Genomic DNA, 19,387 nt, shown 5'->3' with positions numbered 1-19,387 from the left:
CGAAAGGAGCTGTTAATGAAAGAAATTTATGATGAACTGAAGAAGGTCTATGATCATTTCACGGATTCTTATGAGATCACGCTCAGCGTTTTCGCAAAGGCGGTAGACAGGCGATCGAGAGAAGACGACGGACATACCCGCCGCCTGACAAGTCTTGTGACGATGCTCGGCCGGGAGATGGGGCTCGATGATCCCGCAGTGTCGGAGATTCGATGCGGAGCGCTGCTCCACGACATCGGTACCCTCCTGATCCCGGAGACGATCCTTCTGAAGACGGGCGGCCTAACCGATGAAGAGTGGGATATCATTCGGATGCATCCGACACAATCACACGAGCTTCTTATGCCGTCCCTGCGGTCGGTTGTTGATATTCCCTATTGCCATCATGAAAAATGGGACGGCACCGGATATCCTCAGAGGCTTTCAGGAGAGAATATCCCATTATCAGCGCGGATATTTGCCGTGGTCGATGTTTATGATGCTCTTCTGTCGGCGAGGCCCTATCGTGAGCCCTGGCCTGAGGAGATGGTCCGGAGTCATATTCGTGATCTTGCCGGGATTCATTTCGATCCTGATGTGGTGCGCCAGTTTCTTGTGCTCCTTGGCGAAGGCTGATCCGGCAATTGCTTGCGAGCAGTTGCGGCAGTTTCCTGCTATGTAGCGTTTCAGCAGAGACCGCCCGGCAGATTGCGGGTTAACCCTCCTGAAAAGCCTCCACGCGATTGCGGCACTCCTTCATATGTCAGTTTCTTTGCTGATATTTTTCTTTTTAATGCGAATTCTTTTCTGGCGCAAATACAGATTCTCTACCTTTTTCCTGGCCCAGGGCGTTTTTCTCAGAAATGTCAGGCTGGACTTGATGCTGGGATCGTAGCTGAAACATCTGATCCTGATGAGCCTGCTCATCTCTTCCCAGCCATAATGTTCCACCAGGTGGGTAAGCATCATTTCGAGCGTGACGCCGTGAAGGGGATCGTTGACCTGCCGGTCAGTCATTGTCTAGAAAGTCCCCTCTTGGGAGGTGTTCCTGGGGTGGGTTGATTGTTTTCATATCCCTAAGGTTTCTTTCCGCGGTTTCTGATAATGAGACCGTTCAAAAAGCGTCTCAGGATCTGGTCGCCGCATTCCCGGTAATTCCTCTGGTCCTCACTCCTGAAGAGCGCAGACAGTTCTGATTTCGAGATGTCAAAATCCGCAAGTTTCAGGATCTCTATAATATCCGTGTCCTTCAGGTTTAGCGCAATTCTCAGCTTCTTCAAAATTTCATTATTGGTCATGCTCTTCTCCCGCTATCCGTTTTTGTTTAATGCATAATGAACTGTTCTGAATGTAACACAGCCGACTACTCAAATCAATTATGAATACCTTGCTTGTCAATCGTGCAAAGAGCACAATGCTTTGAGTATAATATTTACCTGAAATTCACTTTACGGGAGCAATGACATGAAGCGAGTCGGATTTGTGGGATGGCGCGGTATGGTGGGCTCAGTGCTGATGGGCCGCATGCTGGAAGAGAAGGATTTCGATATTGTCGAGCCGGTATTCTTTACGACGTCGAACGTGGGAGGCCTTGGTCCGAAGATCGGCAAGGACGTGCCTGCGCTGAAAGATGCCAGGAATATAGACGATCTGAAAGCAATGGAGACCATCGTCTCCTGTCAGGGCGGCGAATATACCTCTGAGGTCTTTCCTAAACTCCGGGCCTCTGGCTGGAACGGCATCTGGATCGATGCAGCCTCCACGCTCCGCATGGACAAGGATGCCATTATTATTCTTGATCCGGTGAATATGGATGTCATCAAAGACGGGATGGCAAAGGGCATTAAGAACTATATCGGCGGCAACTGCACGGTTTCTTTGATGCTTTTGGCCATCGGCGGATTATATAAGGCTGGGCTGGTGGAGTGGATGAGTGCCATGACGTACCAGGCAGCATCAGGTGCTGGCGCCAACAATATGCGCGAACTGCTGAAGCAGATGGGTGAGGCACACAGGGCTGCAAGGGTTCTGCTCGATGACCCGGCGTCCGCCATCCTTGATATTGACCGTGAGGTCGCCGGCACTCTTCGGGATAAGAATTTTCCGACAGCGCATTTCGGTGTGCCGCTTGCCGGATCGCTCATTCCGTGGATAGACAAGCAGCTTGATAACGGCCAGAGCAAGGAAGAGTGGAAGGGCCAGGCAGAGACGAACAAGATATTGGGCCGTGAGGAGAATCCGATACCTATTGACGGCCTCTGCGTGCGGATCGGTGCAATGCGCTGCCACAGTCAGGCGCTAACGATCAAGCTCACCAAAGACGTGCCGCTGGATGAGATCAATGACATGATAGCCAGGCATAATCAGTGGGTGAAACTGGTGCCGAACCAGCGCGACATAACCATGCGCGAGCTTACGCCCGCTGCGATCACCGGAACGCTCAGTGTTCCGGTAGGGCGTTTGCGCAAGATGAACATGGGCCCTCAGTTCCTTGCTGCATTTACCTGCGGAGATCAGCTTCTCTGGGGCGCTGCGGAGCCCTTACGGCGGATGCTCAGAATTTTGGTAGAGAAATAACCCCTCCTGACCTCCCCTTAGTTTAAGGGGAGGAATTATGATCTGAGAGAAAGAGGAATTCTCCCCTCTTGGGTTAAGAGGGGAAGGGGGAGTTACGAAGAAAAGTGAACTCTGTTGATCTGATCGTTAAAGCCGACTATGTCCTGACCATGGATCAGGAGCTTGCGGTTATCGAAAGCGGCGCGATAGCAATAAAGGACAGGAAGATCGCTGCCGTAGGTACTGCTGCGCAGATCACACAAAATTATTCTGCCTCAAAGATTATCAACGGGCAGGGCAAGGTTGCATTTCCCGGTCTTGTAAACACTCATACCCACGCTGCCATGGTCTATTTCAGGGGCCTTGCAGATGACCTTCCGCTTAAGGTCTGGCTTGAGGATCATATCTGGCCCGCAGAGGCTAAATGGCTCAGCCCTGAATTTGTGAGCGATGCGGTCGAACTTGCCTGTCTTGAGATGCTGAAGGCAGGGATTACGACATACGCAGACATGTATTTCTTCGGTGATGCAGTGGCCCAATCGACCAGAAAGATCGGCATGCGCGCAGTTATCGGTTCGGGTGTTGTTGATTTTCCGTCTGCGACAGGAAAAAATGCAGACGATTATCTTGCCAATGCCGACAGGTTCATCAGGAAATGGAAAGGTGATGATCTTATAGTCCCGTCAATAGCTGATCATTCGGCTTATGCCTGTTCATCCGAAACCCTGAAGAAATCAAAGGCCCTTGCAGACAGGCACGATGTGCTGCTTCAGATTCACCTGTCAGAGACCGAGTGGGAGGTCAATGAAATACTTTCCCGCCATGGGAGACGGCCTGTGGCACATCTTGACTCCCTGGGTCTTCTTGATGAACACCTGATCGCAGCACATTGTGTCTGGCTTGAGCCGGATGAGATCACCATGTTAGCGGGATCGAAGACGAATGTTTCCCACTGCATAGAGTCGAATCTCAAGCTTGCATCCGGTATTGCACCGGTGGTGAAGATGCTGCAGGCAGGCGTGAACGTCTCTTTCGGCACTGACGGCGCTGCAAGCAACAATGACCTGAATATCCTGAGTGAGATGTCAACTGCTGCAAAGGTGCATAAGGCAATATCAGGAGATCCGACAGCGTTGACTGCAAAGCAGGCTATGCTGATGGCAACGCGCCATGGCGCCGAAGCCCTCGGGCTCGGCAGCCTCTGCGGTAGCCTGGAACCGGGCAAGGCAGCTGATATTGTGCTTGCTGGTCTCGGGAAGCCCCATCTGATACCCTTGTACGACATCTATTCCCATATTGTTTATTCCATGAATGCTGCGGACATAAATACAGTGCTTGTTGCCGGAAAGATCATCCTGGATCAGAGAAGCCTGACGGCTGTTAATGAGGCAGAGATATTGGCAAAGGCAGAGCAGTGGGGTAGAAAAATTAAAGAAGGACATTCCCATTCATAATCTGCTTTTCAGGCTGCCGACGCTTTATTCTTTTCTTCTCATCCTTATCGCTTCAGCAGTGCTGGCCCATCCGGGGAAGACCGATTATCAGGACGGCCATAAGTGTTTTAAGAACTGTGAAGATTGGGATATGAATTATGACGAATATCACCTTCACGATAAGGACAGAAACGCCATCCGTATGGAAGGCAGAAAGAAATCTCCGAAGGGGCCGGCCCCTCTAAGGAAATCTGTTCAGAAGTCTCCAGCACAGGAAGTTGTGTCAGTTCCGATGCCCGCACCTGCTGAACTGCAGACAAAGGAGATCAGGAGAACCGCTCCTTTGGATCAGGGATATAGCATGCCCGTTGAGGCAGGGTTCATGCTTACGTTGTATGATATTATGCTGTTGGGCGTTGCCGGATTGCTGCTCCTGATAATGCTGTTTCTGAGGAGAACAAGAGAGAGGCCCTAACGCTTCTTATTTCAGGTTCTGCTCAAGCTGTTAGCGGTTGAATGTAGCCTGGAATTAAAGCTCCCGCCGTCCCTCAAGCGCCTTGCTGAGCGTAACTTCATCTGCAAACTCAATGTCACTCCCCATCGGCAGACCATATGCTATGCGGGTTACTCTAACGCCAAGCGGGTTGAGCAGTTCCTTGATATACTGTGCTGTGATCTCCCCCTTTGTGTTGGGGTTTGTGGCCACGATAACTTCCTGAACAGGATTGTTCTTTACCCGCTCAATAAGCTCTTTTATCTTCAGCTTCTCCGGTGTTATGCCGTCTATGGGAGAGAGTGCACCGAGGAGCACATGATACATGCAGCGGAATGTCTTTGATCTCTCGATGACAAGGATATTGCTCGGTTCCTCGACAACAACGATCCTGCTTGTGTCGCGCGAGTCGTCGCTGCATACCTCGCAGAGTTCGCTGTCTGTTATGTTAAAGCACTGGCTGCAGAACCGGGCTGTCTGCTTTACTGTCCGGATCGCCTCTGCGATGGACATGGCCTCTGACTCGGGCATGGAGAGAATGAAAAAAGCAAGTCTCTGGGCAGACTTCCTGCCGATCCCAGGCAGCCGTGTCAGTTCATTGATCAGATTTTCTATTATCCCGTGCATATCAGATTGCTGTTAGCTCATAGCTCATAGTTTAGTTTATAGTTTGCTGCGCAGTTAATCGTTCACGCTTCATGCTTTACGCATCACGGTCTTTCTTATCTTCCGAACATGCCGCCGAGATCGCCCATGCCAGGCATATTGAGACCGCCTGTAAGCTTGGACATGTCGCTGTTCACCAGCTCCTGGGCCCTTCGGATCGCTTCATTCGCAGCTGCAAGGATCAGGTCCTGAAGCATCTCTACGTCATCCGGATTTACCACATCCTTCTCGATCTTGATCGAAACGATCGAACCGGAGCCGCTTGCAACGACCGTCACCATGCCGCCCCCGGCAGTTGCTTCAACGGTCTTCTTTTTCGCCTCTTCCTGGGCCTTCATCATCTCTTCCTGAAGTCTCTGTGCCTGACGCATCAGGTCTCCTAACATTTTCTTAGACATCGGCTCCTCCGTTCTTGATAATAGTCTGGGATTCTACAGGTATAACGTCAATGATCCTTCCGTCAAAAAGTTCAAGTGCCTCTTTTACCACCGGCTCGTCAGATGCTTTCTTCTTAAGGTCTTTTTTGGGCACGGACTTCTTCTTCTGCAGCGCCGCAAGAATTATGCTGAGCTTCCTTCCTGCATGCTCAGACAATATCTTTTCGATCTCCGCCAGACTCTTCCTGATCATATCCAGAAACAGTGCCTGACTGCTCTGCAGGGTGACCTGAAGCTGATCTCCTGTCAGCTCGATCTCCGAATTCTCAAGCTTGGATGCAAGAGGGGCATCGATGCTGTTGAGGACCTTTTGCCAGATGACCGTTATATCTCCTTCTTTCTCCGACAGAACAGCTTCAGAAATATCAGCAGGCGGCTCTTCGTAAGCTCCCTCATCCTCAACCTCCGGCAGGGGCGCAGATTCATTATCCTCTTCATCTGTTTCAGCAGGGGTTTCTATTGCAGTTACGGGTACCGGCTTTTGGACTGGTGCAGCAGGCTGCTCTGTGCTTTTTTCTTTTTCAACAGTATCCCTGTCCTTTTGTGCTGCCGCCGGCAGAACGCCTTTTGTAGCCGGCCTTTCCCTTATCGGCTCAGCAATGGGAGTCTGTACAGGCAATCCCCGGCTCAGATTGTCGAGATCCCTGATGATCTCCCTGACCGGCTTCAGGCTGCTCAGGAAGCTTACCCTGATGAGCGCCATTTCAAGGGCAATTCTGGGCAGCGAGGAGTTTCTGACATCTGCTTCTGCCTTCACGATCTCAGTGAGCATGAGCGTGAGTTGATCCTCTGAAGAGGCGGCTACCAGTTCCTTAACTGCGGCCAGTTCTTCATTGTTCAGTTCAAGCACATCGTGCGGCTGCTTCACAACGCTTGCGACCAGAAGGTCCCTGAAAAACTGGGCAAGCTCTTTAGCGAAGGCTCTGAGGTCAAATCCCTGTTCAGAAAGGCTGTCTATGATCTCTATGAGGTCAATACGGCTGCCGGTAATGATCGCCATGGAAGCCTTTGCAAGCAGGCCGAAGTCAGTCAGGCCAAGCAGGTTCTGCACCTGTTCTTCATTGATCTCATCAGAGAAGGAGGAGACCTGATCAAGGATTGTGAGAGAGTCCCTCATGCTGCCGTCAGCAGCCTTTGCCACCAGGCCCAGTGCATGAGAGGATATGTTGATCTTTTCGGTATCGGCAATGTGCTGAAGACGCGCCTTGATAACGCTTGTTGCTATCCTCCGGAATGGCATATGCTGGCAGCGGGAAAGAACGGTTGCCGGGATTTTCTTCATCTCGGTCGTGGCAAGGACAAAGATAACATGCGGCGGCGGTTCTTCCAGGGTTTTCAGAAGCGCATTAAATGCAGAGCCCGAAAGCATATGGACTTCATCGATGATATAGACCTTATATTTGCCGCCGGAGGGTGCATACTTCACTCTTTCCCTGAGGTCTCTCACATCGTCAACGCTGTTGTTCGATGCACCATCGATCTCGAAGACATCAACAGAAGAGCCCTCGGTGACAGCGGTGCAGGATTCACAAATGCCGCAGGGTGAAGCAGTCGGGCCCTGCTTGCAGTTTAACGCTTTTGCGAGGATGCGGGCGGTAGTGGTCTTGCCGACGCCGCGCGGCCCGGAAAAAATATAGGCATGGGAGATCTTCCCCTGCGCCAATGCATTTTTCAGCATGCGGGCAATCGGCTCCTGGCCTACGAGGTCATCGAAGGTTTTTGGACGCCATTTTCGTGCCAGGACAAGATAGCTCATATCGTTCAGTAGTTCAGTGATGGGTGATGAGTAATAGGTAATCAGATAAGGCGACTGGACCCCTGAAAATTGTGATAGGTGCTTTGTCGGTTACTCATCACTTATTACTCATTACCGCCGTTTTCCTGCTCCATCCCGTGAACGGCTTGCTGCGGCACACAGGCAAAATGCTTATCGCTGCTTCCTTCCGGACCTGACGAGGTTCACACCTGACTGTTGCGCAGGGCCGCACACGGGATGCAGCAGGAAAATATCTCCAGGATCAAAAAATAATGTTTATTTTAGCATAGATGTCTGCTTTTAAGCATTGCCGTCCAAGTATTCATGGATGCATATGATATATTGATACTAAGGAGAGCAAAAGCATGAAGAAATTGACTGAAAAATCCCTCCTATCCTCCCTTTTCCAAAGGGAGGTATCATGCCCCTCTTTGACAAAGAGGGGTGAGGGGAGATTTTTGAAATATGTCTGCTTACCCATGCACTTCTTGTTATCAGCAATGGGAAGAAGATGATAATACCGGTATCGCTCAGAAGATGGTTTGAGAAGGGGATGCCTGAAGGCGGCCAATGCTATCTGGTCGGCGGAACCGTGCGGGACCTGCTCATGAATGCCGATCCAAAAGACCTGGATCTTGTCTGCAAGAATGCAAAGAAACTTGCAATGAGCATTGCAGATCAGAAAAATGCCGCAGTCGTTATGATGGGAAAGAAGGCTGAAGAACCCTGCTACAGGGTGGTGGACAAAGACAACTGTGATGAGTTCCTCGATATCTCTGAGATGCGCGGAGATGCAATAAAGGAAGATCTGAGCCGCAGGGATTTCACGATCAATGCCATGGCGATAAGACTGCACGGCTATGGAACAGCAGGGGAGCTTCTCGACCCCTTTCATGGGCGGGAAGATATTCAGCAGAAGACCGTCAGAATGGTCAGCACAGAATCCTTTGTCTCTGATCCTTTGAGAATACTTCGCGCATTTCGCTTTGCTGGTATGTTGGGCTTTACCATCGAAGTTCATACACTGAAAGAGATGCAGCGCAATGTCGCGCTTCTGAAACTGGTTTCGGTTGAGCGCATCGTGGCAGAGTTGCAGTATATCCTTCTGACATCGCGAAGCTCGATATGGTTCAGGCAGATGGATGATATGGGTATCCTTAAGGTTATCCTTCCTGAGATCGTGCCGATGAAGGGGTGTCAACAGAACTGGTACCATCACAAAGATGTGTGGGAACATTCCCTGCTTGTTATGGAGCAGGTTGAAGATATCCTGTCTGATCTCTCACGGTTTGGTGATACTGGTGCCGGAATCGCCGGTGTTCTCGATGAAGAGAAAACTGTTCTTCTGAAACTTGCAGCCCTGCTTCACGATATAGGAAAACCCTCAACAGGAGGAATAAAGCCCGGGACTGACAGGATCATATTCTACGGCCACGACAAGTCCGGGGCAGAGATCATGAAGAACCTGGCAGGGAGGTTTAAGCTGTCGTCTTCTTCAAAAGAGTTTCTGGTGCGCTTGGTTGCAGAGCATCTCAGGCCCTTGGCGCTTTCGTCTCCAAAGGCAAAGGCTGCTGCCCGGATGAGATGGTTCCGCAAGATGAGGGATAATGCTGTGCCTGCTCTTATCCTTTCGATGGCGGATGTCATGAGCAGTCTCGGGCCGGCGTCAGGGGAGGATTACCGTGAGCATTTCATTGCCTGGGCTGTCGGAAGCCTGCAGGAATATTTTGCATCTCTCAAACCGAAACTGGAAGCACCGCTGCTGATCAACGGCAATGATCTCATCGGCATGGGCATGCAGCCGGGCATTGCGCTCGGAAGGATGCTTTATCGTCTGAGATTTGCCCAGGACCTCAGCAAGATCACTTCGCGTCAGGAGGCTCTGGAATTGGCTGCTGATATGATCTTCCGGCAGGCAGAAAGAAGTGAGACAAAGGACTGATCTTTGCGCTGATTACATAGCATGCGATATAACTTTGCAGACAACGGCGTTACCCTTTATTTTTAAAAGATACTGAAAATGTAATTATCGCAGTTTTTGATTGATCAACCCACTCCTTGAACCTATAATTTATCAAAAAGGCGCATGCGATATAAAAAACAATGTTCTATCAGCCGTGTTTTCATTTATTGCCTGCAAAAAACAACAGTATCAGTCCTTTTCCGTAATTCTGATTGCAAGTCTTCGTCCCCCCCGGATTCATAATCCTGTCAAAAATTAATTAGCTCTATCAAAATGTTATCGTGAGGTCAAGGGGAAAATGAAAAACCATCAAAGAGTCGAAGAGCCCTCTGGATTTTTAGGCGTTTTTAACTTTGACAGGAGAATGCATTTCAAGACGAAAACTAATACCTGATCGATGTAATCACAAAGGTCATTGTTCCGTTAGGCCTGACGACGGTCACTTCATCTCCTTCTGACCTGCGCATTAACGCCTTTGCCATGGGGGAATCTATGCTGATGAAGTTCTTTTCAGAGTCGGTCTCGTCAGGTCCGACGATGCGGTACCGGTAAGCGTTCCCGTCCGTATCCTCCAGCTCGACCCATGCGCTGAAATACACCTTTGACGTATCAGCCGGCTTTCTGTCCACGACGACCAGCTTTTCCAGTCGTTTCTTCAGAAAGCGGATACGGGAATCGATCTGCCGCAACTGTCTCTTGCCGTAAATATATTCCGCATTCTCGGAACGGTCGCCCATGGCAGCAGCCTCGGCAACTGCCTGGGTCACCTGAGGCCTCTTGGTTTTCCAGAGAAAGGACAGCTCATCATGGAGGCATTTATGTCCGTCAGGGGTTATATAGGACGAGACGGCACTATTGGTCTTTGTATTTTGCATAAAAGTCCATATTGAGCGATATCATCTCCTGCTGGATCTTTCTGTAATCAATGCCATGAGAACGTTGAAGCTCTGCCGCGATATCAGCGTACCGGTTGAATACGTCGCCTATGGATGATAACGTGTATTGGTGCCGGAAGTCCTTGCAAAGGAGCTGCGCACTTTCTGCCTCAAGATGAGGGGTCTTCTGCAGCGCTTGTCCGATCCGGCCTGCTATTTTCCTCTTCAGTTCATCTGAATCCTGGCCTTCTGCCCGGTCCCTGAAGAGGTGGCCCACAGGAAGATTATCAAGGTCAATGCAGGCATCGAAGTTCGCGCAGTTCGGGCAGCAGAACCTTAATTCGTCTTTCATGGTCTCGATAAGGCAGGTCTCCAGAACTCCCCTGAATGCATCATCCTGGCCCGGCTTGATCATGTCCAGCAGCTCTGCCGCAAAAGCTTCACCGTCCCTGACAACCGCTGCAGGGGTTCCAGCGACCCTTTTTGCATTTGCAGCGCCGATGATCCCTTCTGAGAGGATGACATAGTGACGCAGTTCAGCAGGGAACAGGTCCAGTTTTTTTCTGAACTCTCTGCGGTTGAGCTCCTGTGAAACAGCGTAGGAGGCATAGGTTCTGATCTCACTCATGGTGCTGAAATTATATAGGAATTTGCCTCATCTTTGATAGGTCGGGTATACTATGAAGCTGTTCTGCAAGGGATTTCCGATAACGAGGTATTGTCTGATGTACACTGAAGAAATAAAGAGAAGAAGAACATTTGCGATAATCAGCCACCCTGATGCCGGGAAGACGACGCTCACGGAAAAGCTGCTCCTGTTCGGCGGCGCCATTCAGACCGCCGGAGCGGTCAAGTCGAACAAGATAAAAAAAAGCACGGCGTCTGACTTCATGGAGATCGAGAAGCAGAGGGGTATCTCTGTGGCCACCTCAGTGATGAACTTCGAATACAACGGCAAGAAGATCAATCTTCTGGACACGCCTGGCCACAAAGATTTTGCAGAGGATGTGTATCGCACACTTACTGCTGTTGACAGTGTCATCATTGTTGTCGACTGCGTAAAGGGCGTGGAAGAGCAGACCGAAAAGCTGATGGAAGTCTGCCGGATGAGAAAAACACCGGTCATCGTTTTCATCAACAAGCTGGACCGCGAGGGTAAAAGACCGTTCGAGCTTCTTGATGAGATCGAAGAAAAACTGCGCATCAAGGTCCGCCCTCTCAGCTGGCCGATCAGCATGGGTTCTTCCTTCAAAGGGGTCTATAACATTTACGATAAAAGCCTGCATCTCTTTCGTCCCGGCGGCTCATCCATTGCGGAAGATGTTTTGGCGGTGGATACGATTTCCGACAGGGTGCTTGACGAGCGGCTGGGTGAATTTGCATTTCAACTTCGGGAAGATATCGCGCTTATCGAAGGGGTCTATGAGCCTTTTGAGCGGCAGAGGTATCTTGACGCTGATCTTGCGCCGGTCTTTTTCGGAAGTGCTGTCAATAATTTTGGAGTAAAGGAACTGCTTACCACGTTTACCGCCATCGCTCCTCCGCCGCGGAGCAGGATTGCCGATACCCGCATAATCCATCCTGATGAAAAGAGCTTCAGCGGATTTGTATTTAAGATCCATGCAAACCTCGATCCCAGGCACAGGGACAGGATCGCTTTTCTGCGGATATGTTCAGGAAAGTTCGAACGGAATAAATTCTTTCACCACGTGCGGCTGGGAAAGGACCTGAAATTCAGGAGCCCGGCCAGTTTTTTGGCTCAGGAAAAGAGCATCATCGAAGAGGCCTATCCTGGGGATGTGATCGGTCTCTATGATACCGGCAACTTCAAGATCGGCGATACGCTGACTGAGGGTGAAAAGATCATGTTCCAGGGTATCCCGAGTTTTTCTCCTGAGGTCTTCAAGGAGGTCATTAATACTGATCCGATGCGGTCCAAGCAGCTCGAAAAGGGCCTGCTCCAACTTACTGATGAAGGCGTTGCACAGCTCTTTATTCAGGAACAGGGAAAGAGGCGGATTGTCGGCACAGTAGGGGAACTGCAGTTCGACGTTATACAATACCGCCTGCTGCATGAATACGGGGCTTCATGTCGTTTCAGTCATCTCAACTTCAACAAGGCCTGCTGGATAACATCTCATGATCCAAAAAAGCTCGCCAAATTCTGCGATTACCGCTCGGCAAAGCTCGGCACGGACAAATACGGCAATGTGGTCTTTTTTTCAGAGTCGGATTGGGAACTGCAGAGGATACGGACCGATTATCCTGACATAGAATTCCATTTCAGCTCCGAGATCAATACCGGCGCTGTCGGTCTGAAACAGGGCAGGAACTGACCCGCGCCGGACGTTTTCCTCCAGCGCGGTCAGTTGCTGCCTGCGTCTGTCCCGGATCAGCGGCTGGGACGGTATTTATGAGTGGCTGCAGCAGGCTTTTGACGGGATTCAGCGCCTCTATAGGCTGTTTTCGGACCTTCTGATCTTCCTTCTCTCGATGTGTCGGACCTTCCCGGTTTTTTCGCTTCTGTGCCCCTGGTCTTCCATCTGCGCTGAGGTTCGCGCGGAGGCCTTGCAAATTCAGCATCGCGGGCAGGAGCAGCCTTTGTATAGTCGAAGTCTTCCAGTGTGCAGCGCTTCACTTTCTTCCCCAGGACGCGTTCGATACTGCGGACCGTCTCTTCATCTTCGCGCGTGACAAAGGTGAAAGAATCACCCGTCTTGGCAGCGCGTCCGGTACGCCCGATCCGGTGCGTGTATGCGTCTGCGGTATCCGGCATGTCGTAGTTTATGACATGGGATATGGATGAAACGTCGATCCCGCGTGCTGCGATGTCTGTTGCCACAAGGATCTGAAACTTGCCGCTCCGAAATCCATCCAGCGCTTCCTGGCGCCTGTTCTGGGAAAGGTTGCCCTGAAGCGATGTCGCACGGTACCCGACCCGTTCGAGTTGCTGACCGACCCGTTTTGCCCTATGCTTTGTGCGCGTGAAGATAAGCACTGATTCCGTGTCTGTATGTTTTAACAGCTCAAGAAGAAGAGCGGTTTTGAGGTGCTGGTCCACCGGATAGAGTGCATGACTGACCGTATTTGCCGGTGCAGTATGATCGACCTGAACGGTAACCGGCCTGTTCAGTATATCGTGTGCCAGTTTGCGTATATCGTCCGGCATGGTCGCAGAAAAGAGAAGCGTCTGGCGTTTCGCCGGTATATGCTTGATGATCTTTCTGATGTCAGGCAGAAAACCCATATCGAACATGCGGTCTGCCTCGTCCAGTACAAGCACTTCTACCTGGGACAGGTTGATCGTGCGCTGCTCGATATGATCGAGCAGACGGCCGGGACAGGCAACCACGATCTCGGCTCCGCGTCTGAGTTTCTCGACCTGGGGATTGAATCCGACACCGCCGTATATGGTTACACTCTTAAGCCTGGTATGATTGCCGAGGTTATTGATCGTTTCGTGTATCTGTTCTGCCAGTTCCCGCGTCGGCGCTACGATGAGGGCACGAACATGTCTGCGCTCCCCCTGCATAAGACGATGGAGGATAGGCAGCACAAAGGCCGCTGTTTTTCCTGTGCCGGTCTGGGCCAGTCCCATGACATCGCTGCCTTCAAGGACGGGCGGAATTGCCTGCACCTGGATAGGCGTAGGCGTGACATAGCCTGCAGCCGTAATACCAGCTGTGACTTGCGTGTGAAGATTGAATGCGTGAAATTTCATAAAAACTCCTTTTATTCTGCGGTCGGGGTAAAAAGCCAGGTGCATGGGGGCTTACAATGACGTAGTTTTCATCCGGGTACAGCAGTTATTTGATAGTGAAGGTTAACAGCTGACGACAGACCGTGTCAAGGAAAAGCATCGGTCATGTGTAATCCTTCAGTTATTCGGCGTGTGCCACCTCTCCTTTACAAGGGGAGGTCGGGTGGGGTATCGGATAAACAAGCAAAACCTCCCCAGCCCCCTCCTTGGTAAGGAGGGGATTCTTGAAGCGGTCCCATCAGAACTGAATGCTGTCACACATGTTACAATGATCATCATGTCAGCAGGTAATACAAGATTGGTATATTCAACAGAAAAAGCGATTTCGAGGAAGGAAGCTCCGGCTGAAAAAGACCTCCCTGCCAGTCAGCGGACAAGCGGGCAAAGGGTGATCGTTCGGCTTGACCGCAAGGGCAGGGGCGGCAAATCCGTTACGGTCGTTGAAGGTCTCCAACTGCCGCAGCAGGAAAAAGAGGCGCTGCTTAAGCGCCTGAAGTCAGGCATCGGTACGGGCGGCACCATGAAGGATAACGCTCTGGAGATCCAGGGCGATCACTGCGGCACGGTCATGGCAGCTCTGGAGAAGCTTGGGTACCGGCCTAAGCGTTCCGGCGGTTAAGGACTATTTTTGTCTTTTCGATTTTCTTTCTTGACGAACTTGTCTGGACATGTTATTGTTCAGCAGAATTTTAGAAGTTTTTGCGTTTACTTAAAGATCACAAAGACTTTTGACTTTGTGGTCTTTTTTTGTTTCTGACTTCTAAAATTCCAGTTTAGAGATAAGGAGGTATAAGGAAATGGCAGAAGGAACAGTGAAATGGTTCAACGAGAGCAAAGGTTTTGGCTTCATTACGGGCGAAGACGGAAGTGAACTTTTTGTACACCACACATCCATTCAGGGCAACGGGTTCAAGACTCTTGCCGAAGGTGACAAAGTGAGCTTTGATACTGAAAAAGGCCCGAAAGGTCCCAAGGCAGTCAACGTAGTCAAGCTGTAATACATCGGGAAAGGCCCCCTGGTTAACCGGGGGGCCTTTCCCGTTTTCTTATCTGCCTTCTCCCTGCCGGTGCCCCTGTTCTTATCCGATTTGATCTTGCCTGCATGCCGGAACAATGACCATACTGCGGTCAGATCTCATAACAAAGAACACGGATAAGTCCGATCGTTTCACCCTTGTCGTCCGTTGTTGCTGAATCAGAGACCGAGATAACATCCTTGATCCTGTTTGTAGCAATGAACGTATTCACCAGCTCATCGAGCTCTGCAAGTTCGTGCATTGCCTGGAGCGGCTTCAGTTCCATCCCAAAGGTCTTGACCTTGATCATACGACCCTCCTTTCTGAACATTGACGAAATGCGCGTTATACGGAGATTACTTCTTTGATCTCCGGCAGCTGTTCCTTAAGCCTCTTTTCTATGCCCATCTTGAGCGTCATCTGCGACATGGGGCAATGACCGCACGCACCGACAAGTTTAAGCTTTACCACTCCATCCGGAGTTACCTCCACGAGCTGGGCGTCTCCGCCGTCTCTCTGGAGCATGGGTCTGATCTGGTCTAAAGCTGCCTGAACTTTCTCTAACATGGTTCCTCCTTGTGATGATCAAATTGTTTGCGCTATCCTCTTACAGCATAATGCGGATCACGCTCTGTTACTATGACCTGTATCATGGACCCTATTTCTTCAGATCACCCGTGAAGACGAAGTCATTGTCTTTTTTCTTTTCGTGACATTTGATGCATGCATCTGCCCGTCCTGAAGCAAGGACATTACCGTCTTTGTCATACTTTGCCCAGAACCAGTCAGAAGCAGCAGGGTTGTAGCCCTTGATCTTGTACATGACCGAGAGTGCATTAAACTTCCTGTCAGTTCCATAGTTTTCCTTGGCGATGATCGTGCCTTCCGGCATGGTCCCCGTTTTCTTTCTCAAGCCGAACATTCCGGTGTCATTTACATAGGTTGTCAGAAAGTCGCCGTGCGGCTGTGTGCCGGGATACATCTTCTGTCTGCCCGGCCACAAGTCCCAGCGCGTATAGGGGCTGCTTTTGGTTATATATTCGTACACCTTGACCGCGTTGGCAGCCGGGAGCATAAGCTGTGTTTCGGCCGGAATGGTCTCGTGGATCGCAAATGCAAGAGAGAAAAGTCCAAGGACCATGCCGATGACCATGATTATTGTTATGGTTTTCATAGGGTGACTCCTCTTTTTTTTGATGGATTCTATGTTACGAAAACGACCGCCCTCTTCAGTTCGTTCAGCTTGCTCAGCAGCGCGTGGTGCTTCTGTTCGTCAGCGATCAGATAGGAGAGAATATAGCGTGTTACGAACAGTTCGCTGTTCTGAAGAGCCTTGTCTGCAAGCTCAAGGGTCTTTGCTTCAGCTGCAAGATGCTTGTTCAGACCTTCGGAAAGGCCGGCAAGCTCTTCAGGTTCCAGCACGAGTGATTCTTTGGTAAGACTGTCGATAAGAAGCTGCTGCATGACCCTGTGCTTCTGCGAATCGTGTTTGATCATCTCCATGGTCATCTTCACCAGCTTATTTTTGGTCTTTTTGATCGCGGCTTCGGCATGGCTGATCGATTCATCTTCAAGATGCTGCCAGTCCTTCAGGACCTTGATCAGCCCTTTTGAGACATCTGCAGGTTTCTTTTTTTTCATACGGCCTCCTTTGATTCGAAAATAAGACGAATTATGTCTTCATTCTACCAGAAATATGAACATTGTCAATTTTTTTGTGCAGCTGAAGCTCTGTTATAATGGGTTAGATCAGGCTACTCAGGGGAGACGATATGGAAAACAGGAAGCATATGGCAGTGATCATAAGGCGGCTCAGGAAGGAGTATCCTGTTCTCAGATGTGCCTTACAGTTCAAGGATCCCTTTCAACTCCTTGTTGCGACGATCCTTTCTGCTCAGTCGACCGATCTGCAGGTGAACAGGCTGACAAAGGGTCTATTTCAGAAATATAAGGCGATCAGGGATTTCGCGGAGGCTGACCCCGATCAGTTCAGAAATGACGTAAGCTCTGTGAACTTCTACAATAACAAGGCGAAAAATATTCAGGCCTCGGCAAGAATGGTGTTGGATCAATTTCACGGCAAGGTCCCGATGACCATGGAAGAGCTTATTTTTCTCCCGGGAGTTGCCCGAAAGACGGCGAATATCGTTCTCTATAATGCCTATGGCATCATTGAGGGCATTGCGATAGACACGCATGTGAAACGTCTTGCGAACAGGCTGGGGATCACAAAGCACGAAGATCCGGTGAAGATCGAGAGAGACCTTATGGCAATCACACCGAAGACAGACTGGGGTGACCTCACGCATATGCTGATCGAGCACGGCAGGGCGGTCTGTCAGGCCCGGAAGCCCATGCACCAGAACTGCGTGCTGGCAGATATCTGTCCGTCGCGGAATATATAGGGAGATACCATGGACGAACGGAAGACATACGACTGTATTATCATCGGCGCCGGACCGGGCGGACTGCAGGCGGCGATCTATCTCGGCAGGTTTAACCGCAACGTTCTGCTTATCGATCGCGGCGGGGGCAGAACAACGCTTGCAAGGCGCATCGAGAACTTTCTGACGCAGAAGGCGATCTCAGGCCAGGAGATCATCGACCAGGGCATGGAGCAGGCCGCAAGCTTTGGTGTTGAGATCGTCCGCGGTGTTGCGGGCAGCGTGAAAAAAAACCGCGGTATCTTTGAGGTGAGCACTGAACGTGAGATATATCACGGGACATTTGTGATCGTATCCACAGGCGGCAAAGAGAATATCCCTGACATTGAGAATATCTATAAGTTCTTCGCAAAGACTGTTGTGACCTGCATTGATTGCGACGGCTACCACTTTACCGGGAAAAGATCGCTGATCATCGGCAATTCGATCAAGTCAGCGAACCTTGCCATGGGCATGAGGGAGATGTACTCAAAGGATATGACCCTTGTGCTCTGCACTGACAAGCTGCCTGACGACTACAAGGAAGAGCTGAAGGATGAGGGCATTCGCCTCGTGGTTGGCAGGCCGAAGAGGTTCCATGGCGGTGAGGCGGTCGAGTCCCTTGAGATGGAGGACGGTACGATCATCCCCTGCGAGATGGTGATGTCTCATTTCGGATTCAAGCTGAACGATAAATTTCTTGACGGCCTCGAGCTGAAGAAAGAGTCTGACAACCGCACATACCAGGTGAACAGGGACTTTGAATCATCACTCAGCGGGCTCTATATTGTCGGTCCTCTCTGCGGCCATGACCAGGTCGTGGTCGCTGCCGGCGAGGGCGCTACAGCTGCGCTGGATATCAAGAAGCGGCTGCTGGAGATGTAACGCCGCGCTTCAATGCGAGTGCGGACGGCTTGACCAGACGTTACACTTCTACGGTCGAGTCGTCGCCTACCATGAGGCGGAGGGCCTTGTGACGGTGGTTCTTGAGGACGCGGACACGCCTGCCGATGAGGCTCTCTTCCATTCTCTCCACATCGATGATCTCGCTTCCGCTCAGGATCACCGAATGCTCTATCGAGGAGTTGATGATCCTGGCATTATCGCCGATGCTGGTATGCGGGCCGATAAAAGAATTTTCAACGACCGTGTTCTCTCCGATGACAACCGGTCCGCGGAGTGTGCTTGCCTTGATGCTCGAATTCCTGCCGAGGGACACCCGGCCGAGGATCTTCGAAGCCCTGTCTATGGTCCCCTCGATCTTTTTCCGCCCCCACTCATCGAGAACAATGGCATTTGCGGTGAGCAGGTCATCTTTTTTCCCGGTATCGAGCCACCAGTCTTTAAGGGTAAAGCTCTTCACCTGATGGCCCATGGTGATAAGCTCCTGGATTGCATCAGTGATCTCAAGCTCTCCGCGGGTCGAAGGCTTGATCCTGTCAATAGCTTTGTGGATCCGTGAGGCGAAAATATAGACGCCGACAAGTGCAAGGTTCGAAGGAGGATTTTCAGGCTTCTCGATAAGCCGGAGAATGGTCCCGTTCTTCGCCACATCGGCAACACCGAACTGCCTGGGGTTCTCGACCGCCTTAAGGAGGATAAGCGCATCTGACCGCTTCTTTTCGAAATCCAGTACGAACTTTCTGATATCTGTGCCGATCAGATTGTCGCCGAGGTACATCACAAAAGACGAGTTTTTCAGAAAGCCCCTGGAAATTTTTACTGCATGGGCAAGCCCTGCCGGCTTATCCTGCAGGATATAGGTTATCCTTGCCCCCCACGTCTTGCCATTGCCGACCGTTTCCCTGATCTCGTCGCCGGTTTCAGGAGAGATCACAATGCCGATCTCCCTGATCCCTGCATTGACGATGTTATCTATGCAGTAAAAGAGGATTGGTCTGTTGGCAACAGGAACGAGCTGTTTTGCGCCTGAATAGGTGAGGGGCCTGAGCCGTGTGCCTTTGCCGCCGCTGAGTATGAGAGCCTTCATGCGCTCTATGATAGCGGAAAGGATAAGCGGAATTCAAACA

General features: G+C 50.8%; 24 protein-coding genes and 1 other RNA gene. 11 read left to right on the top strand and 14 right to left on the bottom strand.

The window, feature by feature from the left end; genetic code table 11:
- The first annotated feature begins 15 nt into the window (after nt 1-15).
- Nucleotides 16-615, top strand: coding sequence for an HD-GYP domain-containing protein (locus HZB62_05550; protein ID MBI5074616.1), 600 nt, complete (start codon nt 16-18; stop codon nt 613-615).
- A 120-nt stretch (nt 616-735) separates the two neighbouring features.
- Here HZB62_05550 and HZB62_05545 read toward each other — a convergent pair whose 3' ends face one another.
- Nucleotides 736-996, bottom strand: a complete 261-nt coding sequence (locus tag HZB62_05545) for a DUF2132 domain-containing protein (GenBank protein MBI5074615.1) — start codon at nt 994-996, stop codon at nt 736-738.
- 59 nt (nt 997-1,055) lie between these two features.
- A complete protein-coding gene (locus tag HZB62_05540; protein MBI5074614.1) occupies nt 1,056-1,277 on the bottom strand; it encodes a DUF1456 family protein in 222 nt (73 codons plus the stop codon).
- A gap of 166 nt (nt 1,278-1,443) precedes the next feature.
- Here HZB62_05540 and asd point away from each other — a divergent pair, with 166 nt between their 5' ends.
- The 3 genes from asd to HZB62_05525 all read left to right on the top strand — a co-directional run bounded on the left by asd (nt 1,444) and on the right by HZB62_05525 (nt 4,443).
- The gene (gene asd / locus HZB62_05535; protein MBI5074613.1) at nt 1,444-2,556 is read left to right on the top strand and encodes an aspartate-semialdehyde dehydrogenase; all 1,113 of its coding nucleotides are present in this window, start codon (nt 1,444-1,446) and stop codon (nt 2,554-2,556) included.
- A gap of 149 nt (nt 2,557-2,705) precedes the next feature.
- Entirely contained in the window at nt 2,706-3,989 is a 1,284-nt protein-coding gene (locus HZB62_05530; protein MBI5074612.1) for an amidohydrolase, read from the top strand.
- A complete protein-coding gene (locus HZB62_05525; protein MBI5074611.1) occupies nt 3,919-4,443 on the top strand; it encodes a hypothetical protein in 525 nt (174 codons plus the stop codon). Before HZB62_05530 ends, HZB62_05525 begins: the two co-directional genes overlap by 71 nt.
- A gap of 54 nt (nt 4,444-4,497) precedes the next feature.
- Here HZB62_05525 and recR read toward each other — a convergent pair whose 3' ends face one another.
- From recR to ffs, 4 genes are all read right to left on the bottom strand, one after another.
- A complete protein-coding gene (gene recR, locus HZB62_05520; protein ID MBI5074610.1) occupies nt 4,498-5,088 on the bottom strand; it encodes a recombination protein RecR in 591 nt (196 codons plus the stop codon).
- Between the two features lie 95 nt (nt 5,089-5,183).
- Nucleotides 5,184-5,525 (bottom strand): YbaB/EbfC family nucleoid-associated protein, encoded by a 342-nt coding sequence (locus HZB62_05515; protein ID MBI5074609.1) that lies wholly within the window; start codon nt 5,523-5,525, stop codon nt 5,184-5,186.
- Nucleotides 5,518-7,320: a DNA polymerase III subunit gamma/tau gene (gene dnaX / locus HZB62_05510; protein ID MBI5074608.1), complete on the bottom strand. Its 1,803-nt coding sequence runs from the start codon at nt 7,318-7,320 to the stop codon at nt 5,518-5,520. The genes HZB62_05515 and dnaX overlap by 8 nt, the downstream gene beginning before the upstream one ends.
- Nucleotides 7,321-7,455: 135 nt before the next feature.
- Nucleotides 7,456-7,553, bottom strand: an RNA gene (gene ffs / locus HZB62_05505) — signal recognition particle sRNA small type.
- A 132-nt stretch (nt 7,554-7,685) separates the two neighbouring features.
- Between ffs and HZB62_05500 the strand changes: the two genes are divergently transcribed.
- Both HZB62_05500 and HZB62_05495 read left to right on the top strand, forming a co-directional pair.
- On the top strand, nt 7,686-7,835 hold the full coding sequence (locus HZB62_05500; protein MBI5074607.1) for a hypothetical protein: 150 nt from the start codon (nt 7,686-7,688) through the stop codon (nt 7,833-7,835).
- Nucleotides 7,832-9,262, top strand: a complete 1,431-nt coding sequence (locus HZB62_05495; GenBank protein MBI5074606.1) for a CCA tRNA nucleotidyltransferase — start codon at nt 7,832-7,834, stop codon at nt 9,260-9,262. Before HZB62_05500 ends, HZB62_05495 begins: the two co-directional genes overlap by 4 nt.
- Nucleotides 9,263-9,666: 404 nt before the next feature.
- Here HZB62_05495 and greB read toward each other — a convergent pair whose 3' ends face one another.
- Nucleotides 9,667-10,158 (bottom strand): transcription elongation factor GreB, encoded by a 492-nt coding sequence (gene greB, locus HZB62_05490; GenBank protein MBI5074605.1) that lies wholly within the window; start codon nt 10,156-10,158, stop codon nt 9,667-9,669.
- Nucleotides 10,136-10,786 (bottom strand): hypothetical protein, encoded by a 651-nt coding sequence (locus HZB62_05485; protein ID MBI5074604.1) that lies wholly within the window; start codon nt 10,784-10,786, stop codon nt 10,136-10,138. The genes greB and HZB62_05485 overlap by 23 nt, the downstream gene beginning before the upstream one ends.
- Nucleotides 10,787-10,883: 97 nt before the next feature.
- Here HZB62_05485 and HZB62_05480 point away from each other — a divergent pair, with 97 nt between their 5' ends.
- Nucleotides 10,884-12,494, top strand: a complete 1,611-nt coding sequence (locus HZB62_05480) for a peptide chain release factor 3 (GenBank protein MBI5074603.1) — start codon at nt 10,884-10,886, stop codon at nt 12,492-12,494.
- A gap of 56 nt (nt 12,495-12,550) precedes the next feature.
- Here HZB62_05480 and HZB62_05475 read toward each other — a convergent pair whose 3' ends face one another.
- Nucleotides 12,551-13,879 carry a DEAD/DEAH box helicase gene (locus tag HZB62_05475; GenBank protein MBI5074602.1) on the bottom strand — a complete coding sequence of 443 codons (1,329 nt, stop codon included), beginning with the start codon at nt 13,877-13,879 and terminating at the stop codon, nt 12,551-12,553.
- Nucleotides 13,880-14,195: 316 nt separating this feature from the next.
- Between HZB62_05475 and HZB62_05470 the strand changes: the two genes are divergently transcribed.
- Complete coding sequence (locus HZB62_05470; GenBank protein ID MBI5074601.1) at nt 14,196-14,537, top strand: translation initiation factor; 342 nt, start codon at nt 14,196-14,198, stop codon at nt 14,535-14,537.
- A gap of 178 nt (nt 14,538-14,715) precedes the next feature.
- The gene (locus tag HZB62_05465) at nt 14,716-14,916 is read left to right on the top strand and encodes a cold-shock protein (GenBank protein MBI5074600.1); all 201 of its coding nucleotides are present in this window, start codon (nt 14,716-14,718) and stop codon (nt 14,914-14,916) included.
- A gap of 130 nt (nt 14,917-15,046) precedes the next feature.
- Here HZB62_05465 and HZB62_05460 read toward each other — a convergent pair whose 3' ends face one another.
- From HZB62_05460 to HZB62_05445, 4 genes are all read right to left on the bottom strand, one after another.
- A complete protein-coding gene (locus HZB62_05460) occupies nt 15,047-15,244 on the bottom strand; it encodes a hypothetical protein (GenBank protein MBI5074599.1) in 198 nt (65 codons plus the stop codon).
- A 35-nt stretch (nt 15,245-15,279) separates the two neighbouring features.
- Nucleotides 15,280-15,501 carry a NifU family protein gene (locus tag HZB62_05455; protein ID MBI5074598.1) on the bottom strand — a complete coding sequence of 74 codons (222 nt, stop codon included), beginning with the start codon at nt 15,499-15,501 and terminating at the stop codon, nt 15,280-15,282.
- Nucleotides 15,502-15,592: 91 nt separating this feature from the next.
- Nucleotides 15,593-16,108: a cytochrome P460 family protein gene (locus HZB62_05450; GenBank protein ID MBI5074597.1), complete on the bottom strand. Its 516-nt coding sequence runs from the start codon at nt 16,106-16,108 to the stop codon at nt 15,593-15,595.
- Nucleotides 16,109-16,137: 29 nt separating this feature from the next.
- Nucleotides 16,138-16,575: a hypothetical protein gene (locus HZB62_05445; GenBank protein MBI5074596.1), complete on the bottom strand. Its 438-nt coding sequence runs from the start codon at nt 16,573-16,575 to the stop codon at nt 16,138-16,140.
- Nucleotides 16,576-16,706: 131 nt separating this feature from the next.
- On the opposite strand from HZB62_05445, the gene nth reads away from it, so the two are divergent.
- Both nth and HZB62_05435 read left to right on the top strand, forming a co-directional pair.
- Nucleotides 16,707-17,339 (top strand): endonuclease III, encoded by a 633-nt coding sequence (nth, locus tag HZB62_05440; protein ID MBI5074595.1) that lies wholly within the window; start codon nt 16,707-16,709, stop codon nt 17,337-17,339.
- Between the two features lie 9 nt (nt 17,340-17,348).
- On the top strand, nt 17,349-18,242 hold the full coding sequence (locus HZB62_05435) for an NAD(P)/FAD-dependent oxidoreductase (protein MBI5074594.1): 894 nt from the start codon (nt 17,349-17,351) through the stop codon (nt 18,240-18,242).
- Nucleotides 18,243-18,282: 40 nt separating this feature from the next.
- Here HZB62_05435 and HZB62_05430 read toward each other — a convergent pair whose 3' ends face one another.
- On the bottom strand, nt 18,283-19,347 hold the full coding sequence (locus HZB62_05430; GenBank protein ID MBI5074593.1) for a glucose-1-phosphate thymidylyltransferase: 1,065 nt from the start codon (nt 19,345-19,347) through the stop codon (nt 18,283-18,285).
- Between the last annotated feature and the right edge of the window lie 40 nt (nt 19,348-19,387).

It is taken from the genome of Nitrospirota bacterium, assembly GCA_016214855.1.
Lineage (GTDB): Bacteria > Nitrospirota > Thermodesulfovibrionia > Thermodesulfovibrionales > UBA6898 > UBA6898.
The sequence above is the reverse complement of the archived record's forward strand: the minus strand, read 5'-3'. Positions and strand labels throughout refer to the sequence as shown.